Below are 18,981 nucleotides of genomic sequence, written 5' to 3'. Positions count from 1 at the left end.
TATCTGATAAAAATAATGGGATTTGCGCTTTCGCCTTTTCAAAGTATGAAAAATTAAACAGATGTTAATAAAGGAAAGGAAGTGCTTACAATAATTGCACAGTATTTGCAAAGTATAAGTAAGCAGCCTTATAAAATATTGATGAAAAACACCATATAGGACTACCAGGCCTATGTATTCGCATTTTATAATACTGCCCCATACTCCAACCCTTCTCCTGATCATATTAGCAAAGTCCCCACCCGCCGGCCTGATAGCCTGGTAGCCATTAATTCGTTAACCTGTGACCTATGAAGGGGAACTTTACTTTATGTACATTATTTATTGTATTGTTATTGCAGGCTGTTGGCTCAAACGTGAATGGGCAATGGGCCCTCCTACGCCAAGGCTTCGGCGGGCGAGGCAATGGGCAATGGACAATGGGCAATTCCGCCAATTTGGGAATTCTGAATAATGGCGGCCTTCTAAAATTAAATAACCAGAAGCCACAATCTTCAAACTACAAACAAGCCGAAGGCTCCTGTCCCGCCAATATAGATTTTGAAGCAGGCTCCCTGCAAAACTGGAATTGTTATACGGGATCTACCAGTGTTAGAAATAATACTAATGAGATAACGGTAATGCCGTCACCGCCGATCACTGGCAGGCATACCCTATATGCCAAAGGGGCTGCCACGCTTGTTGACCCTTACGGACTATTCCCTGTAAACCCGCCCGATGGCAGTGGATATGCGGTGCGGTTGGGCAACAATATCAATGGTTCAGAAGCTGAACGCATTACCTATGAATTTACGGTCCCTGCCAATGCCAATGATGCCACCTTTACTTACCGGTATGCCGTCGTGTTCCAGGACCCTGGTCATAACCCGAATGAGCAGCCCAGGTTTATTGCCCGCATTCTCGATGTGCAAACCAACAGCTATCTGCCCTGTGCGTCCAATGAATATATTGCCACCGCCTCGTTACCGGGTTTCCAGAGCTCCACCGTTGATGCGTCGGTAAAATATAAACCCTGGTCATCGGTATTTATTAATCTGGGCGCCTACGGTGGCAAGCGGCTGAAAGTGGAATTTACTACCGCCGATTGCACCAAGGGCGCTCACTGGGGGTATGCTTATGTAGATGTGGGTGAGTGTAATGTAACTGCTTCTGCCCATTATGAATGTAATCCCAATATTGCCAGTTTTACCGGGCCAGGCGGTTTTCAGGAATACAAATGGTATGATAATAATTTCAGCACGCTGCTGGGCACGGGGGAGAACCTGGTGTTGAACCCCGCCCCCAAGATCAATAATATTAATGTGGTGGTGATCCCCTTTAATGGTTTTGGTTGCAGTGATACGCTGCAAGCTTCTATCTATCCCATACTGCCATTGGCCAATGCGGGACCTGATACCATCATTTGTCCTGATCACCCGATCCTGCTTGGTTCACCCGGAACATCGGCATTTACCTATGTCTGGTCACCCGCCAGTTTTTTATCTGATCCCCTGATTGCCCAACCCGTGGGCACACCACCAAAACCCGCATCTTACATAATAACCGTTACCAGTATTGAAAGTGGTTGCATTGATAAAGACACTATGAATATTCAGGTATTTCAACCCATTGACATAAGTGTGTCGCCCGATCAAACGATTTGTGAGGGGCAGTCGGTAAACCTGCAGGCAATGGGCAGCGCTGTATTATTCAACTGGTCGCCAGGTGTGGGTTTGAACCGTACCAATATTGCTAACCCGGTGGCTACCCCGAAATCAACCACCACCTACCAGGTAATTGGTTTTGATGGCCATCAGTGTTTTACTGATACGGGATTGATAAAAGTAGTTGTACATCCAAACCCCCGGGTCAATGTGGGACCTGATGTGACCCGGGCAACCGGCAGCACCTATACTTTTTCTCCTGTTACTCAAAATGGCCCCATTGTATCCTGGCAATGGACGCCTGCTGATGATCTTAGTTGCATCGATTGTACCACTCCTGTGGCCACCATTAAAAGGAACCGCACCTATCTGGCAAAAGTTACCAATGAGTTTGGTTGTGTGGGCATAGATTCCATGAACATAAAAACATTTTGTGAAAGTGCCCAGGTATTTATTCCGAATGCATTTTCTCCCGATGGCGATGGCTTGAATGATGTACTGATGGTACGGGGTAAAGGCATTGCGCAGGTGCGTTCGTTCAGGATTTTCTCGCGGTGGGGCGAGCTGGTCTTTGAGAGAACGAACTTTCAACCCAATGATCCGGCTTTTGGCTGGGATGGAAAAGTAAGAGGGGTTACCGGACCGGCTGAAGTATATGTGTATATGGCTGATGTGGTGTGTGAGAATGATCTGATCAATAGCTATAGGGGGAATGTGACGTTGTTAAGGTAAGGCAATAGGTAATAGGCAATGGGTAGTTGGTTATGAAAAAGGCTGTCATGGTTATAGGATGTAGGTTAGTTAGTTATTTAGTTTGTAAGTTATTAAGTTCTGTGCTACCAGCTTCCGGTCGCAGGCTCCCGGGGACTATTCGGGGCTCGCGAGTAAATTCATCGCTCCCTTTATGCAACAGTCTCAATAACCTAACAACCAAATAACCTAATAACCAAGGATCTTAATAAACCGAATACTCAATTTAAAACATAGAACATAGAATAAGAACTATCTTATATGTATAGACCTTTACTCCTACTTTTTACTTGCTGCATTTTCTTTACTGCATTCGCGCAGGGACAGGACATTCATTTCTCCCAGTTCTATGAATTTCCTTTGTTGCGCAATCCGGCGCTGGCCGGTATTTTCTCTGGTAACTTCCGGTTCACGGGCGCTTATCGCAACCAATGGCAAAGTGTAACCGTGCCTTACAGGACCATGGCGGTAAGCGGTGAATGTAAAATGCTGCGTGGTTTTAATACCGGCGATTTTATCACCACTGGCATACAGGTTACCAATGATGTGGCGGGTGATTCAAAACTGCAACGCACCCAGGTGTTTCCGGTTATAAATTATCACAAATTGTTGAACGAGGATAAAACTACTTTTATCTCCCTGGCTTTTATGGGTGGCCCGGTGAGTGAACATTTTGATGTTTCCAAATTGAGGTTCGATGATCAATACGTAAACGGCGCCTACAGTATATCCAATGCTACCCGCCAGCAATTCAGTAAAACGGGTTTTACTTATTGGGACGCATCAGTGGGTGTTAGTTATAAAACAAGCCTTACTGATAACATCAATATTTACGCAGGGGCTGGATTGTTTCATCTTACTGCACCTGCCATTGCATTTACCGAGGACTATGACGTGCGGTTAAATAGAAAATGGGGGGTGAATGCCGGTCTGTCGGCCTGGGTGAATAAAATGGATAAGGTCGTATTTTATGCCGACTACTTTATGCAAGGGGGGAACCGGTTGATCCAGGGTGGCGGATTGTATACCCATAGTTTTGACGAAACGGGCGAGGAGGGGACCTTGTCGGTTGCCGTAGGTGGTGCGCTTCGCTGGAAAGATGCATTTATACCTATTCTAAAATTGTACACACACCAGGTTGGCATCGGATTTAGTTATGATGTTAATATCAGCAAACTTACTACCGCCTCCCAGTTCAGGGGCGGGTTTGAATTATCGTTATCTTATATTGGGCTGTGGCAGCGGTTAGCCGAGAGTCTGGAGAAGGTGGAGTGTCCGATTAAAATATGGTGAGGGGATACGTTGACACGTTGACACGTTAACACGTTAACACGTTAACACGTTAACACGTTAACACGTTGACACGTTAACACGTTGACTGGTTGATCAGTTGACCAGGAAATACAAGCAACCAGTTTATTAGTTATTTAGTTATTTAGTTCTTGAGTTTTTTAGTTATTGGGTTTATTAGAGGCTTTCAGTAGGCGCGAAGCGCTATTGCCGTCTGCCGTCTGCCGTCTGCCGTCTGCCGTCTGCCGTCTGCCGTCTGCCGTCTGCCGTCTGCCGTCTGCCGTCTGCCGTCTGCCGTCTGCCGTCGTCTATGGCGGTCAAAGAGCGTAGGAGGGCCCATTTCCCCTATTGGATTTAGAAGTTGGGATAATTTTTATTATTTTGGCCCACATAACCCTAAAGACCAAGCCCTTATTTGTGAAAAAGCAATTAGCCCTTTTATTCCTCCTGTCTATTCATTTTTATTCATACAGCCAATACGCTAATACCGGAACCGGTGCACTCAGGAATGATATCTGGTGGTTCGATTGGGCAGGGATGAACCTTTCCGGCACTGCTTCAAGAACGGTCACCACGCCTGACGGATTGACAATTACATATACCTACAGCCAGCCTACAAAAGTTCCAACTGCCAGTGTCATGAACACCTGGTCTGGAGCAATATTGCATGTTCTCTATAATTTTACCAATCCTGCTATACAACCGGCCATATCACAATCGCTTAATGCTGGTTCTAGCCTTGAATTTAAATTAGACGTACAGGTCACCCGGAACGGGGTACCTGTTCCTTTTACGCTCATCGCCGTTGATGCGGAGGCAAGTAGTCCGGATGAATACACTACGTTTTCAAGTAATAGGGAACCCTGGCAAATAGTTGATTTTTACCGGAATTCCTCACAGACAAGTAATCCGGTGAGTGGTTGTAATACAAATAAGGTAATACTTAGCCAAACTTATGGTAATGCTGCAGTATCGGGACAAAATCCTGTTATGGCAAGCGCTACCACCACTGGAGATATTACTATAAACACTAAGATGGACCACCAGGTCACTGGGGGGATGGCGGTTGCTTTTGGCATTATGGCGCCTGTTGACCGGGGCGATCTGCCGGCCTCTTACGGGTATGTTTACCATGGATTGACCTATAGCATTTTGAATGGATGTAACTATCTGCCGCCTCTGCCTTCCGCTCCCAAATCGCAGCTTTTAAAACTTGGGTCTGTATCCGGAGATGCTGATGGGGTACAAACGCTGGATGATAATGCTTCCGGTGTTGATGAAGATGCGTTAACAACCATTCCGATCTATTATAATAATGGTACCTATAGTTTAGGGGTGACCCTTGCTAACACAACAGGGAGTGATGCCTACCTTACCGGCTGGTTCGATCATAACCGGAATGGTATTTTTGATAACGGCGAATCGGTTACAGTGACTGTACCTAATAACTCAACCGGTGCCACTTTAACGTGGTCGGGATTACCAACCTGGCTGGCAGCAGGGACTGTGGCCGATTATGCGGTGCGTTTACGGCTTTCATCAGATCTGGCTGCCACGCAAAGTGCAACCGGGTATGCTAAAGATGGCGAAGTGGAAGATCATATAATTCCGGCCGCGGCACTTTGTAACATAAGCATACAAACCATCAATGATGCGACTATTTGTCCTGGTGAGCCAATTTCTTTAACTACAACAGGTGTTAATGTGACCAGCTTTAGCTGGGATGTGCCTGCCTTTCTTGATGATGCCACCATTGCCAGCCCGGTGGCTACCCCCACCAGGAATATAACCTATACGGTTACAGGCAGCAACCAGCAAGGAGGTTGTTTAGCAAGAGATCTGGTGACCCTGACAATGAAACCATCACCGGTTATCACGCTCAATAACGATACAACTATTTGTATTGGAACGGCGGTTCAGTTAGCTGCCAGTGCTACAGGTACTGTAGTTTCCTATGCCTGGTCACCGATAACCGGTCTTAATAACAGTGCCATACCCACTCCAATAGCACAACCGGCAGTTGCTACCACGTATGTGGTAAAAGTAACTGGAGGCAATGGCTGTGTTAGTGAAGATTCTGTAAAGGTTACCCTGCATCCGCCCCCCAATTTTGTTGTAAATCCGGTAAATGCTGTAATCTGTGAAAATGATCTATTGCAGTTAACTGCATCTGGGGGAGATGACTATACCTGGCTGGATGCTGGAAATGTTACAGTGGGAAACACCGCTTCTATTACGTTGCAACCGGCCACTTCTCAAACATACCGGGTGATCATAAAAGAAAATACCTGTAACAACGCTGCTACACGGAGTGTTCCGGTGACTGTACATGCAATCCCGGTACCAATCATTTCAAAATCTGGTGATGTGGATTGCCATATTCCGACGGCTACCCTGCATGTAAGTGGCGGAAGCAGTTATGCATGGGATGCATTGCCAGAAATAAGTGACCTTAATTCATCTGACCCAACTGTTACCCCCTTGCAAACCACTACTTATTATGTAAAAGTAAATAACAGCCTGGGTTGTTCGGCAAGGGTGGGTGTAACCGTGAATGCTGATAAGCAAAAGCCGGTCATTAGTATCAACAATGATACTACTATCTGCATCGGAACTGCTGTTCAGTTAGCTGCCAGTGCAACAGGTACTGTTGTTTCATATGCCTGGTCGCCGCTGACCGGTCTTAATAATAGTGCCATACCCACTCCTATAGCGCAACCAGCTGCCGCTACCACGTATGCGGTAAAAGTAACAGGGGGCAATGGATGTATTGGTGAAGATTCAGTAAAGGTTACCCTGCATCCGCCACCCAATTTTGTTGTAAACCCGGTGAATGCTATTATATGTGAAAATGATTTGTTACAGTTAACTGCCTCTGGCGGTGATGACTATTCCTGGCTGGATGCTGGAAATACCTTAGTGGGAAACACTGCTTCTATCACCTTGCAGCCGGCCACTTCTCAAACGTACCGGGTGATCATAAAAGAAAATACCTGTAACAATTCCGATACGCGTAGTATTCCCGTTGTAGTGAATAGTCTTCCCATCACGTCAATGGCAAAATCAAATGATATCGACTGTTCTACCGAGCAGGCAGTATTGCGTGCAACCGGGGGCATCAGGTATAAATGGGATGCAGCCCCGGGTATTACGAATACTTTTTCTTTCAGCCCGGTAGTGACCCCCACGCAAACTACCACCTATCTTGTAACGATAACAAACGATAAGGGTTGTTCGGTTCGGGATTCTATTACCGTGATGGCTGATTTCACCAAAGCTATAGGCACGTATCCGGTCCCATCGGCCTTTACACCCAATAATGATGGCCGCAATGATTGCTTTGGACTGAAATCCTGGAAGCAGGTAACTCAATTGCAATTCCAGGTATTTAACAGGTATGGACAAAAAATGTTCTCCACTACCGATCCTATGCAATGCTGGGATGGTACTTTTAATGGGGAGTTACAACCTGCAGGCGGTTATGTCTATACTATAAAAGCGGTTACCCGCTGCGGATCAGTGAACCGGTCGGGCATGGTGATGCTGATTAGGTGAGTTGGTTAGTTGACACGTTTACACGTTGACACGTTTACACGTTGATACGTTGACGAGTTGATCAGTTAACCAGGGAATACAAGAAACCAGTTTATTAGTTATTTAGTTTTTGAGTTTTTTAGTTATTGAGTTTTTTAGTTATTGAGTTATTGGAGGCTTTCAGTAGGCGCGAAGCGCTATTGCCGTCTGCCGTCTGCCGTCTGCCGTCTGCCGTCTGCCGTCTGCCGTCTGCCGTCTGCCGTCTCCAAAAATAATATTTTCTTAAGCGTATGTAATTCCGTTAACGAATGCATCTATTTATACAAATAACTGTACGTGAAACAACTGCTTATGTTATTGCTGCTGCCTGTGTTTGCCTGTGGGCAGGAAGTAACGCCTGTTATCTCCCCGTTGTTACAACCTATGGCAATAGCTAAGATCGGTATCCCCGCGGGCTTATCGGTCCAGCCCTGGCAATTGAAAGAGATAAGTGAAAAGAACCAGGTAGCGTATTATGAAATATTTGATAATTACCTGGTGTTGTACTGGATGGGGTTTGCGCCAAATGAAACAAAGACCATTAAACTGGACCTTAAGGCGGAAATAGCGGGTTCCTATAAAGGAAAGGCCAGCAATACCTATTTGTACTATACACCGGAATATAAACACTGGAATGACGGGGTGGAGGTGGAGATAAGGTAGGTTGATCAGTTGACCAGGGAATACAAGAGACCAGTTTATTAGTTATTTAGTTTTTGAGTTCTTTAGTTATTGCGTTCTTAAGTTAGTGGGTTATTAAGTTAGTGGGTTATTAAGTTAGTGGGTTATTAAATTAGTGGGTTATTGAGTTATTGAGACTGTTGCATAAAGGGAGTGATGAATTTAGTCGCGAGCCCCATTGCCCATTGCCCATTGCCCATTGCCCATTGCCCATTGCCCATTGCCCATTGCCCATTGCCCATTGCCCATTGCCCATTGCCTATTGTCCATTGCCCATCAAGTCACTAATACCATAAAAAAACCTCCTGACATGCCAGGAGGTTTTCTAATAAGATGCCGTATTGTTAAGTACTTATAATAACTTGGTTGAGAACTTCCAAAGTTCTTCGGTATATCCACTGATCAGTACCAACTCGGTTGCGGTAATGGATTTGATATTCCAGATCCGTTGTTGGTTTTCGATGGTTACAATGATGGATTTATTATCGGGACCAAATGCCCATTTACCGCTCTCTGTAACTTTTAACGATTGGGCTTCATATACACCGTTGCTTTTAAAATAAGCATAGGCGCCTTTTATTAATGTGCTCGCCATTTTTAACTGGGCTTCCGTTCTGCCCGGTACTTCCCGACGTGTCAAATACCATTTTTTACTGATCTGGTTTTTGTTGGCTTTAACAGTCTTAATATTAGGAAGCGGCGATTCAATGTTGTCAGAGGGTGTAATGTTTGTTCTGGCCATTATGAAAGAACCTTCTCCAAGCGTAAGGATCAGTTTGTCTGATTCCAGGCCTACGATCTGTGATTCGTTTGAATTCCCTTTGTAAGAAGTTATTCTGATCTTGCTCGTAGCTTCGTTCAGGCTCCAGATACCTTCATCGATGTTATTCATCACAAAAGCCTTGTAATGATTATTGGCTTTGAAGTAGAAGGTCATGTTCCCGAAATACTCATTAGCTATTCTTAAAGTGGCAGTATCGTATCTGTGTTTATTATAAACGTCAACATATTTCCATTTACCAACCAGGGAGTCAGTTTTTTGGGCTTGTACGGATAGTGATAAAGCAATAGGAATTAGGAATAGGAATCTAAGTCTAGTCATGTTTGTGGTTTGTACGATAGTTCCTGGCGCTGAGCCCATTACTGGACTAATACCATAACGCATATTATGGCCAGGTAATTGCACCTTTAGCGTAAATTTTGCGCGGGAAGGTAATAACTTTATGCCATCAGTGCAAGGGAATTAGCAAACGGGCGGTATTTTTCAGGGTAAGAACAGCCATGGTATTGACTTTCTATATTAGGGAATTGCGTGAATAATTTTTTTACAATGTTTGCACAATAAAATGATATCTACCTAAATATAGATTATTACCTGATCAATACGGTGGTCCCGCGTTTAAATACCTTTTCACCGGTATCTATCAAAGTATATCTCAGCAACCATACAAACACCCCGGATGGTTGCAGTTGCCCATTGAGGCGGCCATCCCATTTGTTTGTCCAGTTATTGCTGCGGAAAACTATCTGTCCATACCGGTTATAAATAATAAACTCCATGTTAATGGCCTTCCAGGCATTGAGTGGATACAAATAGTCGTTATGGCCATCGCCATTTGGGGTAAACCCATTGGGAACGGTGATCAAACAGCTGTATACGACTTTCATCTGCTTTACAGCTGTATCCGTACAATGCAAATCGTTCTCAACAATAAGTCTGACGGGAAAGAGCCTTGATCTACCGCTGTTAACCAGGGGATAGGCTTCCGGCAGCGGATTTTGTAACAAACTGGTATTGCCGTTCCCGAAATCCCAATTCCATGAGATGATCTTACCTACGCTGCTGTCGGTAAAGATGGCCTTGTCTTCCGGGCATAATACCTCCTGCAAACCAAAGTCTGCCTCCAGAAAATTGTCGAGTAATACAGTGGATTGTGACGTGTCGGTGCATACCCCATTCGATACAATCAGTTGTATTTCTTTGGGACCAAACACGGTCCAGCTATAAGTTGGGTTTTGTTCGGTGCTTTTGCCCTGGTTATTAAAATTCCAGTTCCATTTGTTTACGCTATTGGCGCCATCGTGAAAGAAATTAACGACATCGGTCACGCAACCCAGGTGTGTTTGGTAGGTAAAATCGGCGTTTACGGTGTCAGCGGTTGAAAAGTCATCATATCCGCCAGGGGGCGTTTCCTGATCACAATCATCAATAACGGTGTTCCCATCGGTACCGGTTTTCAGGGTTATCCGGTAATTACCTGCTGATGTTATGGGGGCCGATAAATTTACGAAGACGGAAGTAGAGACGCCGTTTACGCATTTACCGCCCGTGGCACCCGTTATTGTAACGGGGGTGGAACCGACTAAAGTAAAATCACTGCCATCAACGGCAATGGAATTGCATTTAATGGGCCGGCGAAAAACAAGTTCTACTTTATCTGGTGCACAGGCAACGGAATTAATACTACCCATTGGCGTTGGCTGACCAGGGTCAACAATAAAGTTTATATGATTTCCGTCAGTGATCATTTGGTCACAGTTATCAAGCAGGGTATTGCCATCACTTCCGGTTTGAATGGTGATCCTATAGTCGTTGGTGGGTGTGGCGGTCAATGCTTTGTTCAGGGTAAGCACCACGGTATCGAAATCGAAACTGTTGCTGCAACCAACAGCGGTGGCAGATACAATTTGGGCGCGTCTTGGTGTTAATCTGAAATCGCTGCCGTCGGCGGCCAGGCTGCTGCATTTCATTTTTTTGTTCATGATAAGCGTTACCGAAACCCCACCGCAACTGGCCCAGGCTCCTTTTACATTAGGTTTCAGCGGATCGGTGATGGAGCCGCTTCCACCTCCAAAGGATAATTTGTACCCGCTTTGTGATTCATCAGTAAAATGGCTGATCAGTAACAGATAGGTATGCCCTTCCTGAATGGTAGGCATAGTACTGAATGTGTTTTTATAATTAGCAGGGTCAGAAGAACATTGAATATAATTCACCCCCGAATTGGAAGCGCCGGTCAAACCAGCACTGCCGGACCAGTTACCGGTAACAACTAATGAGGGATTGGTAAACACTTCATCGGCATTGCGACCGGTAATATCGAATAACATCCAGTCATAATCGTCGACTAAGTCGTTTGGCGTGATCAATAGACCTAACGTGCCGGTTTTATAACAGTTGAAACGATACCAGAAGGGATTTTTATCGCCATAGGGAGCAAGGTCATCACAACCCGGGACTTTAATGTCATGTGTCCTGCAAGGAGGTACTATATCTTGTTCTAAAGTAGTAAGACCGCAAACCGGAAAGGCCGTAGAGGGGGTTTGGCCAAGGGTAGTGCAGTCCTGCGCCCTGCAAAGGCTATTCCACAATAACAAAACAGCAAACAGCCCTATAAGTCTCATAAGCATATGTATATAGACCCAAAAAAACTGGGCAACGTTGCAACATAATGAAATATTGAACGCTATCTGGTTAATAATGTGGGCGTGCGTGCTATTGCTTTACCACAGCGGTGGGGCCTTGAAGAAGTCATGCGGTGTTTGCCCCGTAAAAGACCTGAAATCTTTTATGAAGTGCGCCTGATCGTAATAACCTGCCGAATAGGCCGCTTCGGTAAAACTGATAGCATCGGTATAATTTTCAATCAGGTTTTTCAATCGAATAATTGCAGCAAAATGTTTGGGTGAGGTCCCCGTTATCTTTCTGAACCTTTTTTCAAAAGGATCGCGGCTAATGGGTAATCCGGCCAGCAGTTCCTTTATTTTAATATCACCCTTTGTTAATCTTATCTTATGTATGGCTTCGCTTATCAGTGTGTCTGCGGGTGTCTTTTTTAATTCAGATAACAGAAACCGCTCAACAATGAGTATGCGTTGGTTGTTGTTATTGGCGGCCGCCAGTTCCTCTTCAATGGCGTTTACCTTCGATCGTTGAAGAAGATGTTCGAGCGACACGCTGATGCTGCCCAGTTCGTGCATGGGCTCCTTAAAAAATGCAGCCGCACCGCCTTCTTTAAAGATCACCAACAGATTGGTGGTATCTTTTGCATAGTCAACAAGCCGGCTCGATTCGCGGATGCCTGAAATAACCGATTGTGGAAGGGTATGTTTCGCTCCATTATCGGTATAGGATACGGTGCCACGAAGCCTGAATGCAATTACAATGGAAGTATCGGGTAAGATCCGATTTATCATTTCCTGCTCACAGTCAATGATCAGAAAATTTTTAATATATGGTTGCAAAGCAGGAGACGGAAAAAATTGTGCCATATGCTTCGGATTCGTTACAAATCTACTAATAACACCACTTTGCGTACAACTTATGAACGGTTAAAAAGGTTTAAAAATAGTTTTGTGTAACCGGAGGGTTACGTATATATTTGCAACCGGATGGTTACATAACCGGTGTGTGCCATCAGCCAGTACAGCGCGCGGTACTGGCAATCAAATTGAAGTTTACCAAAATAAATAGTATGGCTTTACAACTTGTTGTAAAGGCAAATCAAAAAAAATTACAGCATGAAAAATGAACCATTGATCGTTGAGCGCACATACAACGCGCCGGCCGACACAGTATGGAATGCGATCACCAATTTAGACCAGCTGCGCCAATGGTATTTTAAACTGGCAGCCTTCAAGGCTGAAATTGGTTTTGAGTTTCAGTTTGAAGGCGGTCCAAAAGGAGGACCTTCCTACTTACATAAATGCCGGGTAACGGAAGTGGTGCCAGGTGAGAAATTACAGTATAGCTGGCGATATGACGGTTATGAAGGCAATTCTTTTGTGACGTTTGAATTGTTTGCAGAAGGAGATAAAACCAGGGTGAAATTAACCCATGAAGGTCTGGAGACACTGGCAGCCAGCAATGCGGATTTTGCAAGAGAGAATTTTATGCAGGGATGGACCGCTATTATTGGTACCAATTTGAAAAATTTTGTAGAAAAAGTAAGCGTTTAAATAGCGCCTCCATTTTTAATATCGCCTCTGAGGATGAACCCGCAGGGTATCATGCCTGCTTTTATTAAAGTGGCCTTGGAGGCATTATTACTGATATTACAACGGGCGGCGGGGACCCTGCCCATACGATAGATCTCTTTTTTAAGTTCCTGTACGAGCAAACTGCCGAGCCCACGCTGCCGGCAGTTTTCTTTTACATCCATATAAATATCTGCATACGGAAAATTGTAATTCAACATAAACCCGCCATTAGCCACTACTTCGCTGTGTTGTACAAGGTAGTACCCGCCTGCATCGGTCTCGTTGTTTTGCTCTTTCTGGTTTCTGCCAAAATATACGCCGGGCAGCTGAAAACTCGTTTGCACGTGATCTTCAAACAAGATGGCTTCGGCATAAATGTTCTTGGCAAATTCATATAGCATGCCTGTTAACAAAAGATCATTACTTTGGCATTCGATCTTTTTTGTACCAGAGGTAGAAATAAAATCATGAAAAATAGCACTTACATATTTTCTATAAGGTGGTAGGATGTAAAATTCAAAAATAGTATCCCGCTCTTCCCGTTTATCGGTGCCCCATACAGCCCCATAACCAATGCGTGCTTCATTGGCTATAAATACGTACACATCGGCCCAGCCATAGTAATGACATTTATCGTATACGAACTGAAAGTTATTTTCCTGCAGGAATATCTGGCGAAAATCTTTTATGTCTGCCGACTGTGTTTTAACGATCTGTAGACGCATGGCCAAAAGTTAACTATTTTCAGGCAACTGCTGTTTCTGTTTTTTTATTTCTTTTCTTCCTGATCAGCCATTCAATGAAGAGTAAATTGGGTACAAAACCCATCCAGGCCACGATCATATAGGTATTCAGCGGCCGTAAATGGAACAGGGCAATGAGTAACCACTTCCAGGCCCGCAAGGTTATTGCCGACAGCGTTAATGCATAGCTGCGCATCATCCATTCCTGGTGAGCGGTAAATTCACGGGCCATAGCCGATCGCCAGGCTTTGGCAGTAGTGGCTATCCATAATATAGCCAGTGTGGTGAAGGCAATACGGGAAGGAATACCTCCATTGGCCAGTAAGGCCATAATAAATGAGGCGGGGCCTGTTACGAATACAATATCGATTACATATAATTTACCTATAATCCGGTGTAGTTTTTTGTAATGCGTCAGCAGGTAAGTTGAAAATTGTGTGAACCCGGCTATCAATACGAACATAGAAGTAAATACATGCACAAAAAATGCGATCCGCCAGGGAATGATGTCGATGTAATCCTGTTTTATTTGTAAAAAGGCAACATCCAGGCGAATAGGTAAGTATTGCAGGGTGATCCCGAGCATCAGGGCCGAAAAAAACGCCAGCAGCAATAATAACAGGTAACTACCGTACACACGCATGGCAATAAAAGTAATAAATAGTGGTTTGCCTGGCAACCTGTTTTCATTAAGCCGGGAAAATGTTTATTTTGGTATCCCAAATAAAAAGCATGACCCTTAAAAACCTTGTTTTCGCTGCCCTGGCACTAGCCGGCAGCTTTGCTGCCTGTAAAGAAAAGCCGGCCGACAAATCCGTCAAAACCGGATCGGGTGCCGTACAGGTGCTTTCTCTACCTCTTTCCTCCATCAAAGGCAGTTGGGTAGGCTATTTCAAGCCTGACCAGGACGAAACTGTTGTAGACAAGAAAACCGGCAACTCCTATACTGCCAAACCCAATAAAATAACGCTGTTTATAGCTAAACTCGCAGACGGTAATGTGAGTGGTTATAGTGTTTGTGCCGGGAATGAACGACCTTTTAGCGGCAGCTACGAAGAAGCTGATGGCATGATAAAAGCCAGTTTGCAGGAGCCTGGTGATAATAAATACGACGGGGTGTTTGAATTGGCTATTTCAAGTAGCGACCGGATGATCAGCGGCAAATGGACCCCTTTTAACAAGGCATTGGGAACGCGCCATTATATCCTGGAAAGAAGGAATTTCAAATACGACACCACACATGGCAGATATCTTAACAGTTCTACGCGATTGCTGACAACTGAAGATGTAGAGAATATGTATAAAGATGAGCTTCGGTATATGCGCAATGAAATGTACGCCCGCCATGGTTATTCCTTTAAATTGCGGGAAATGCGGGAGCAGTTTGATTCGGAAAACTGGTATATGCCCATATCGACAGATGTACGCAAGAAGCTTTCTGCCATTGAGGTGAAGAATGAGAAATTGATCAAGAACTTTGAAAAATATGCGGAAGAGTCCTACGATGATTATGGTAGGTAAAAAAATTATCAGGTATAAAAAAGCGAGCTACTTAAATAGCTCGCTTTTTTTATAAGGCTATTTAACAATTGGGATAGTGATTTTTAACCGGCAGCCACAACCAGGTGACGATTGCAGATCAACCGTTCCATTATACAATAAGGTCCTGTCGTAAATATTGCTCAATCCAATGCCTTTTGTTTTTTTCAACGGACAAAACCCAACGCCATCGTCCTGAATAATAAGTTCTATTGAAGTACCGGTACTTATTAGCTGTATGGTTACGCTGGTTGCCTTGCTGTACTGGATGGTATTTTTTAATTGCTCCTGAACTATCCGGTACAGCGCGATCTTTTTTCCCTCCGAAATATCATCGGTCCATTGTTTATGGCATTGGAATTTTATCTTGAACTTACAGGTCTTTCTTACATCTTTAACCAGCTCACTGATACTATCGGCCAGGGTTTTTTCTTTGAGCTTGGGGAGTACCATTTCCCTTGAAATGGTTTGTATATCGGCAATGGCCATGTCAAGTGATTCTACCACTTTTTTGGCTATTTCCTTATTGCCGGCTTCACTGGGTTTTAAAAGACCCATGTACAGTTTGGCCACCAATAATAACTGATTGATGTTATCGTGCAGTTCCTGTCCAATGCGGGTGCGTTCTTTTTCCTGCGTATCGATGATGCTTTTGGCTATTTCCTTCTGGTGTTTGATCTTTTCCTGCAATAAAAGATTTTCCAGCTCTTTTATTTCAGTAAGATCAAGCAGGGAGCCAATGAGCTTGACCGGTTTTTCTTTTTCAAATACTACAATACCACGGTCGCGGACAGTTCTGTAAGCGCCATCGCGGAATTTGAGCCTGTATTCCCATTGCCAGCTGGATACTTTATTATGCAACAGGGTAGCTACATTTAATTCAACCCTTTCGTTGTCGTCAGGATGAATGCGGTTATACCACCAGTTGTTGGCAATGGTTTCTTTTTCAGGGGAGCCCAGCAATTCGATCAATGGCTTACTGCGAAATACCTGGTTTGTTTTCAGGTCCCATTCCCAAATGGCATCTGTGGTTACCTGGGTTAAACGGATCAACCGTTCATTGGCCCGGGCAATTTCTTCGTGCTCATTGTACCCGAAAGTTATATCCATGGCTTCCCCACCCAGCAGTCGTTTGTTTGTTTGGTGTGGCACCGGAAAAATATTCACCAGGAAATGGCAGGTAGTGCCATCTGCCAGCGGATACTTATGGATCTTTTTGTGAGCAATACCAGTAGCCAGCACAGTGCGATGTACCTTTTCAAAAATGGATGAAAAGTAGGACGGGATTACGTCTATCGCTTTTTTATTCAGGGCATTTTCATTCAGTCCGAGAAAACGAAGGAAGGATGGGTTGGCGAAAATAAGCCGCTCCTGGTCATCTATCAACCAGGTCATGGCGGAGGTGAGGTTTTGAAATTCTTTCTGAAACAGTTCCTTGTCGCACTTGTGCGGCTCTTTATGCCAGGGCAATTCATTTATAAGGGCAATAAATGAAACGGGGATGGAACTGGTGTTATCAAAGAGCGGATAGAAAGCAAATTGTAACCATTTACTGTCGGGGCTATCAGCACGTATTTCAATTACCTGCTCATAAGGTTTGCCCGCCAGCAAAGTTTTCATCAACGGGGCGTCTTCAAAAGAGATGGGATCAGTAAATATTTTAAAGGAACTGCAGAAGTCTGCCAGGGGTACATTACTCAGCAGGCTTTCGGATTGGGTGTTCAATAAAGCAGCGGCTCGCTCATTGGCGTCTACTGCATACCCGTTACGATCGAGTACCAGTATGCCGGGTGTTGTTTGACTTGGTTGTTCTACCTCTGTATTCTGTCCTACGCAAATAAAAAGCTCGGGCTGGTTAATGGCAGCTCTTAACCGGGCAATACGCCAGTTGGCTTTATGGACCATACTATTTAAAAGATTCATTTTTAAATAGGAGGGGTTCGAAGCAAAACCTGCTTTCTTTAAAGCATCCTTTAAAAGCTCTGCACCAACAGGTGAAAGAAAATTATAAAATTGATTGGTTGCAGGAATGTCTTTTTCAATATGCAGGCATTTTATGAGGCGGTCGTTGGCATATTGAATAACGCCATAGGCATTAATAATGGCGAAATAATAGTCTTCATAGGTATCGGCAATCGTTACTTTATCTTCTCCAGTCATACGAGCTACGGGTTTAATCTCACGTGATATTTAATGGACAATTATTCTGTTATTTTTGATTTTTGCACTTCATTTCTGATCAAGCTCAATTTGTGTTCTTCGGGCATAGACAAAGCCTTGTATCAAAAATAACATATCTCACAAGTTTTAATAAATAGATGTTTTTATGTTTGTTCTGTAGTATAAGGTCTACAAGTGTACAAACGATTGACTAATTTATAAGCTTTTTCTCCAGTGCATAGCGGGTAAGATCGGCATTTGTTTTAAAGTTCATTTTCCCCAGGATCCGCGCCCTGTACGTACTGATAGTAGTAGTGCTTAAGGAAAGGTTGTCGGCAATTTCAGAAACCGATTTACCGGCAGCCAGTAATTTGAAAACATCAAATTCCCGGTCGGAAAGCCGTTTAAAAGGCTCCAGCTGGTTTTCTTCTTCCAGTTGAGTAGCCAGGGTTTCGGCAAGTGAAGGGGTAATATATTTTTTACCGGTCAATACTCTTCGTACGGCATTCACCAGTTCTTCGTGGGCCAGGTCTTTACTGCAATAGCCTGAGGCGCCTGCTTTTAATGCACGGATGGCATATTGCTCTTCGGGGTGCATGCTTAAAATAAGCACTGGCAGGCGGGGGTGAGAGAGCCTGATCTGATGCAAGGCCTCCAAGCCGCTTCGTCCGGGCATGGAAATATCACTGATTATTAAATCCCATTGGCCATTACTGGCTTTTTGTATTAACTCTTCCGCATTCGCGCATTCTTCAATTTCACCAAATGGGTATTCGTCTAACAAGATCTGTTTTAACCCTTTGCGAACTATCGCATGATCATCGGCCACCAGTACTTTCATGGTTCGGTTATTTATCGATCAGAGTGTCCTGTGTAAGCAGGGAATTTTATTTATTAATTTAATCAGGATTTAATACTGTACATCAAAAACGGGTTATTGGTTGCTTTATTGATCCGTTTTTGATAGGTAAGCATCATCCGCTTGCAGGCTCCGCCTCGTTTTGCAGTTTGCTAAAAGCTGTTTTAGCAGTAGCATGCCAGGCAATATTTGTCAGCGATCCCCAAAGCGGTTGACTGTTTTTTGAGTAAGTGGAAACCCGGAAAGAGATGGAAAGCCCTGGTATATCCTGTTGATTGTAAAGGAAAAGGGCCGAAGTCGCCGGGTTACAGGCAGTTATGGTAAACCCGGGATGGGTACATACGGCAGCTTTACTGATATGCTGGACCGGCAGCTGATTAATTGTTTGGTTGGGTGTATCGTTTTCCATTGATTATGGGGTGCATAAACAAGCTGTTCACACAATTACTTTTTCATAGAAAACGATTCAGCACAAGATTAGCTCATAATTTTTAATTAACCATATTTAGCAACCCGATTGTGGGTAACTAGCCCTGGTTCCTTGATAACTTACAAGTGTTGATTTGACATTAATGACTGTGAGTAAATGAAAACATTTATTTTGGGGAAGTGATTGTATTGGTTTGGTGGTTTATGCCTGTTGTATATTTTTGCCAGCCTGTAAAGGTGTATACATTTGCTTTATAAACAACGATCCTACCATTGATTGAATAAGGAACTTCTTCCTTCGATTGCATTGATAAACCCTGTTAATCCTGGCGCC

The 18,981-nt window shown here is 44.1% G+C and carries 14 protein-coding genes; 6 read left to right on the top strand and 8 right to left on the bottom strand.

All coding sequences use genetic code 11. The features are described from left to right. Window positions 1-290: 290 nt before the first annotated feature. The 4 genes from J7I42_RS24545 to J7I42_RS24530 all read left to right on the top strand — a co-directional run bounded on the left by J7I42_RS24545 (window position 291) and on the right by J7I42_RS24530 (window position 7,919). The gene (locus J7I42_RS24545) at window positions 291-2,375 is read left to right on the top strand and encodes a T9SS type B sorting domain-containing protein (RefSeq protein ID WP_209141527.1); all 2,085 of its coding nucleotides are present in this window, start codon (window positions 291-293) and stop codon (window positions 2,373-2,375) included. Between the two features lie 279 nt (window positions 2,376-2,654). Beyond that, window positions 2,655-3,686, top strand: a complete 1,032-nt coding sequence (locus J7I42_RS24540; RefSeq protein ID WP_209141526.1) for a PorP/SprF family type IX secretion system membrane protein — start codon at window positions 2,655-2,657, stop codon at window positions 3,684-3,686. Between the two features lie 414 nt (window positions 3,687-4,100). Beyond that, the gene (locus tag J7I42_RS24535) at window positions 4,101-7,238 is read left to right on the top strand and encodes a CshA/CshB family fibrillar adhesin-related protein (protein ID WP_209141525.1); all 3,138 of its coding nucleotides are present in this window, start codon (window positions 4,101-4,103) and stop codon (window positions 7,236-7,238) included. A 315-nt stretch (window positions 7,239-7,553) separates the two neighbouring features. Next, window positions 7,554-7,919, top strand: a complete 366-nt coding sequence (locus J7I42_RS24530; RefSeq protein WP_209141524.1) for a hypothetical protein — start codon at window positions 7,554-7,556, stop codon at window positions 7,917-7,919. 370 nt (window positions 7,920-8,289) lie between these two features. Here the strand turns inward: J7I42_RS24530 and J7I42_RS24525 are convergent, their stop codons facing one another. From J7I42_RS24525 to J7I42_RS24515, 3 genes are all read right to left on the bottom strand, one after another. Further along, a complete protein-coding gene (locus J7I42_RS24525; RefSeq protein ID WP_209141523.1) occupies window positions 8,290-9,039 on the bottom strand; it encodes a hypothetical protein in 750 nt (249 codons plus the stop codon). 269 nt (window positions 9,040-9,308) lie between these two features. Next, a complete protein-coding gene (locus J7I42_RS24520) occupies window positions 9,309-11,342 on the bottom strand; it encodes a T9SS type B sorting domain-containing protein (RefSeq protein WP_209141522.1) in 2,034 nt (677 codons plus the stop codon). Between the two features lie 99 nt (window positions 11,343-11,441). Further along, entirely contained in the window at window positions 11,442-12,209 is a 768-nt protein-coding gene (locus J7I42_RS24515; RefSeq protein ID WP_209141521.1) for a helix-turn-helix domain-containing protein, read from the bottom strand. Between the two features lie 249 nt (window positions 12,210-12,458). Between J7I42_RS24515 and J7I42_RS24510 the strand changes: the two genes are divergently transcribed. Continuing rightward, entirely contained in the window at window positions 12,459-12,896 is a 438-nt protein-coding gene (locus tag J7I42_RS24510; RefSeq protein ID WP_209141520.1) for an SRPBCC family protein, read from the top strand. Here J7I42_RS24510 and J7I42_RS24505 read toward each other — a convergent pair. Next, complete coding sequence (locus J7I42_RS24505; RefSeq protein ID WP_209141519.1) at window positions 12,893-13,642, bottom strand: GNAT family N-acetyltransferase; 750 nt, start codon at window positions 13,640-13,642, stop codon at window positions 12,893-12,895. The two genes, J7I42_RS24510 and J7I42_RS24505, sit on opposite strands and share 4 nt — an antisense overlap. 19 nt (window positions 13,643-13,661) lie before the next feature. Beyond that, window positions 13,662-14,303, bottom strand: coding sequence for a DUF2306 domain-containing protein (locus J7I42_RS24500; RefSeq protein WP_209141518.1), 642 nt, complete (start codon window positions 14,301-14,303; stop codon window positions 13,662-13,664). An 89-nt stretch (window positions 14,304-14,392) separates the two neighbouring features. Here J7I42_RS24500 and J7I42_RS24495 point away from each other — a divergent pair, with 89 nt between their 5' ends. Next, window positions 14,393-15,181, top strand: a complete 789-nt coding sequence (locus tag J7I42_RS24495) for a YARHG domain-containing protein (RefSeq protein ID WP_209141517.1) — start codon at window positions 14,393-14,395, stop codon at window positions 15,179-15,181. Window positions 15,182-15,238: 57 nt separating this feature from the next. Here the strand turns inward: J7I42_RS24495 and J7I42_RS24490 are convergent, their stop codons facing one another. The 3 genes from J7I42_RS24490 to J7I42_RS24480 all read right to left on the bottom strand — a co-directional run bounded on the left by J7I42_RS24490 (window position 15,239) and on the right by J7I42_RS24480 (window position 18,627). After that, entirely contained in the window at window positions 15,239-17,359 is a 2,121-nt protein-coding gene (locus J7I42_RS24490; RefSeq protein ID WP_209141516.1) for a sensor histidine kinase, read from the bottom strand. A gap of 211 nt (window positions 17,360-17,570) precedes the next feature. Beyond that, a complete protein-coding gene (locus J7I42_RS24485; protein ID WP_209141515.1) occupies window positions 17,571-18,200 on the bottom strand; it encodes a response regulator in 630 nt (209 codons plus the stop codon). Window positions 18,201-18,333: 133 nt separating this feature from the next. Continuing rightward, the gene (locus J7I42_RS24480) at window positions 18,334-18,627 is read right to left on the bottom strand and encodes a hypothetical protein (RefSeq protein WP_209141514.1); all 294 of its coding nucleotides are present in this window, start codon (window positions 18,625-18,627) and stop codon (window positions 18,334-18,336) included. Window positions 18,628-18,981 lie beyond the last annotated feature (354 nt).

The organism is Niastella soli, from assembly GCF_017742245.1.
GTDB lineage: Bacteria > Bacteroidota > Bacteroidia > Chitinophagales > Chitinophagaceae > Niastella > Niastella soli.
This window is presented reverse-complemented; position numbering and strand designations above follow the sequence as displayed.

Bases quoted from the DNA above. Each gene is read 5' to 3' on its own strand.
- J7I42_RS24515 (WP_209141521.1), bottom strand. From the start codon at position 12,209: ATGGCACAATTTTTTCCGTCTCCTGCTTTGCAACCATATATTAAAAAT.
- J7I42_RS24490 (WP_209141516.1), bottom strand. From the start codon at position 17,359: ATGACTGGAGAAGATAAAGTAACGATTGCCGATACCTATGAAGACTAT.
- J7I42_RS24540 (WP_209141526.1), top strand. From the start codon at position 2,655: ATGTATAGACCTTTACTCCTACTTTTTACTTGCTGCATTTTCTTTACT.
- J7I42_RS24510 (WP_209141520.1), top strand. From the start codon at position 12,459: ATGAAAAATGAACCATTGATCGTTGAGCGCACATACAACGCGCCGGCC.
- J7I42_RS24525 (WP_209141523.1), bottom strand. From the start codon at position 9,039: ATGACTAGACTTAGATTCCTATTCCTAATTCCTATTGCTTTATCACTA.
- J7I42_RS24485 (WP_209141515.1), bottom strand. From the start codon at position 18,200: ATGAAAGTACTGGTGGCCGATGATCATGCGATAGTTCGCAAAGGGTTA.
- J7I42_RS24505 (WP_209141519.1), bottom strand. From the start codon at position 13,642: ATGCGTCTACAGATCGTTAAAACACAGTCGGCAGACATAAAAGATTTT.
- J7I42_RS24520 (WP_209141522.1), bottom strand. From the start codon at position 11,342: ATGAGACTTATAGGGCTGTTTGCTGTTTTGTTATTGTGGAATAGCCTT.
- J7I42_RS24495 (WP_209141517.1), top strand. From the start codon at position 14,393: ATGACCCTTAAAAACCTTGTTTTCGCTGCCCTGGCACTAGCCGGCAGC.
- J7I42_RS24480 (WP_209141514.1), bottom strand. From the start codon at position 18,627: ATGGAAAACGATACACCCAACCAAACAATTAATCAGCTGCCGGTCCAG.
- J7I42_RS24545 (WP_209141527.1), top strand. From the start codon at position 291: ATGAAGGGGAACTTTACTTTATGTACATTATTTATTGTATTGTTATTG.
- J7I42_RS24500 (WP_209141518.1), bottom strand. From the start codon at position 14,303: ATGCGTGTGTACGGTAGTTACCTGTTATTATTGCTGCTGGCGTTTTTT.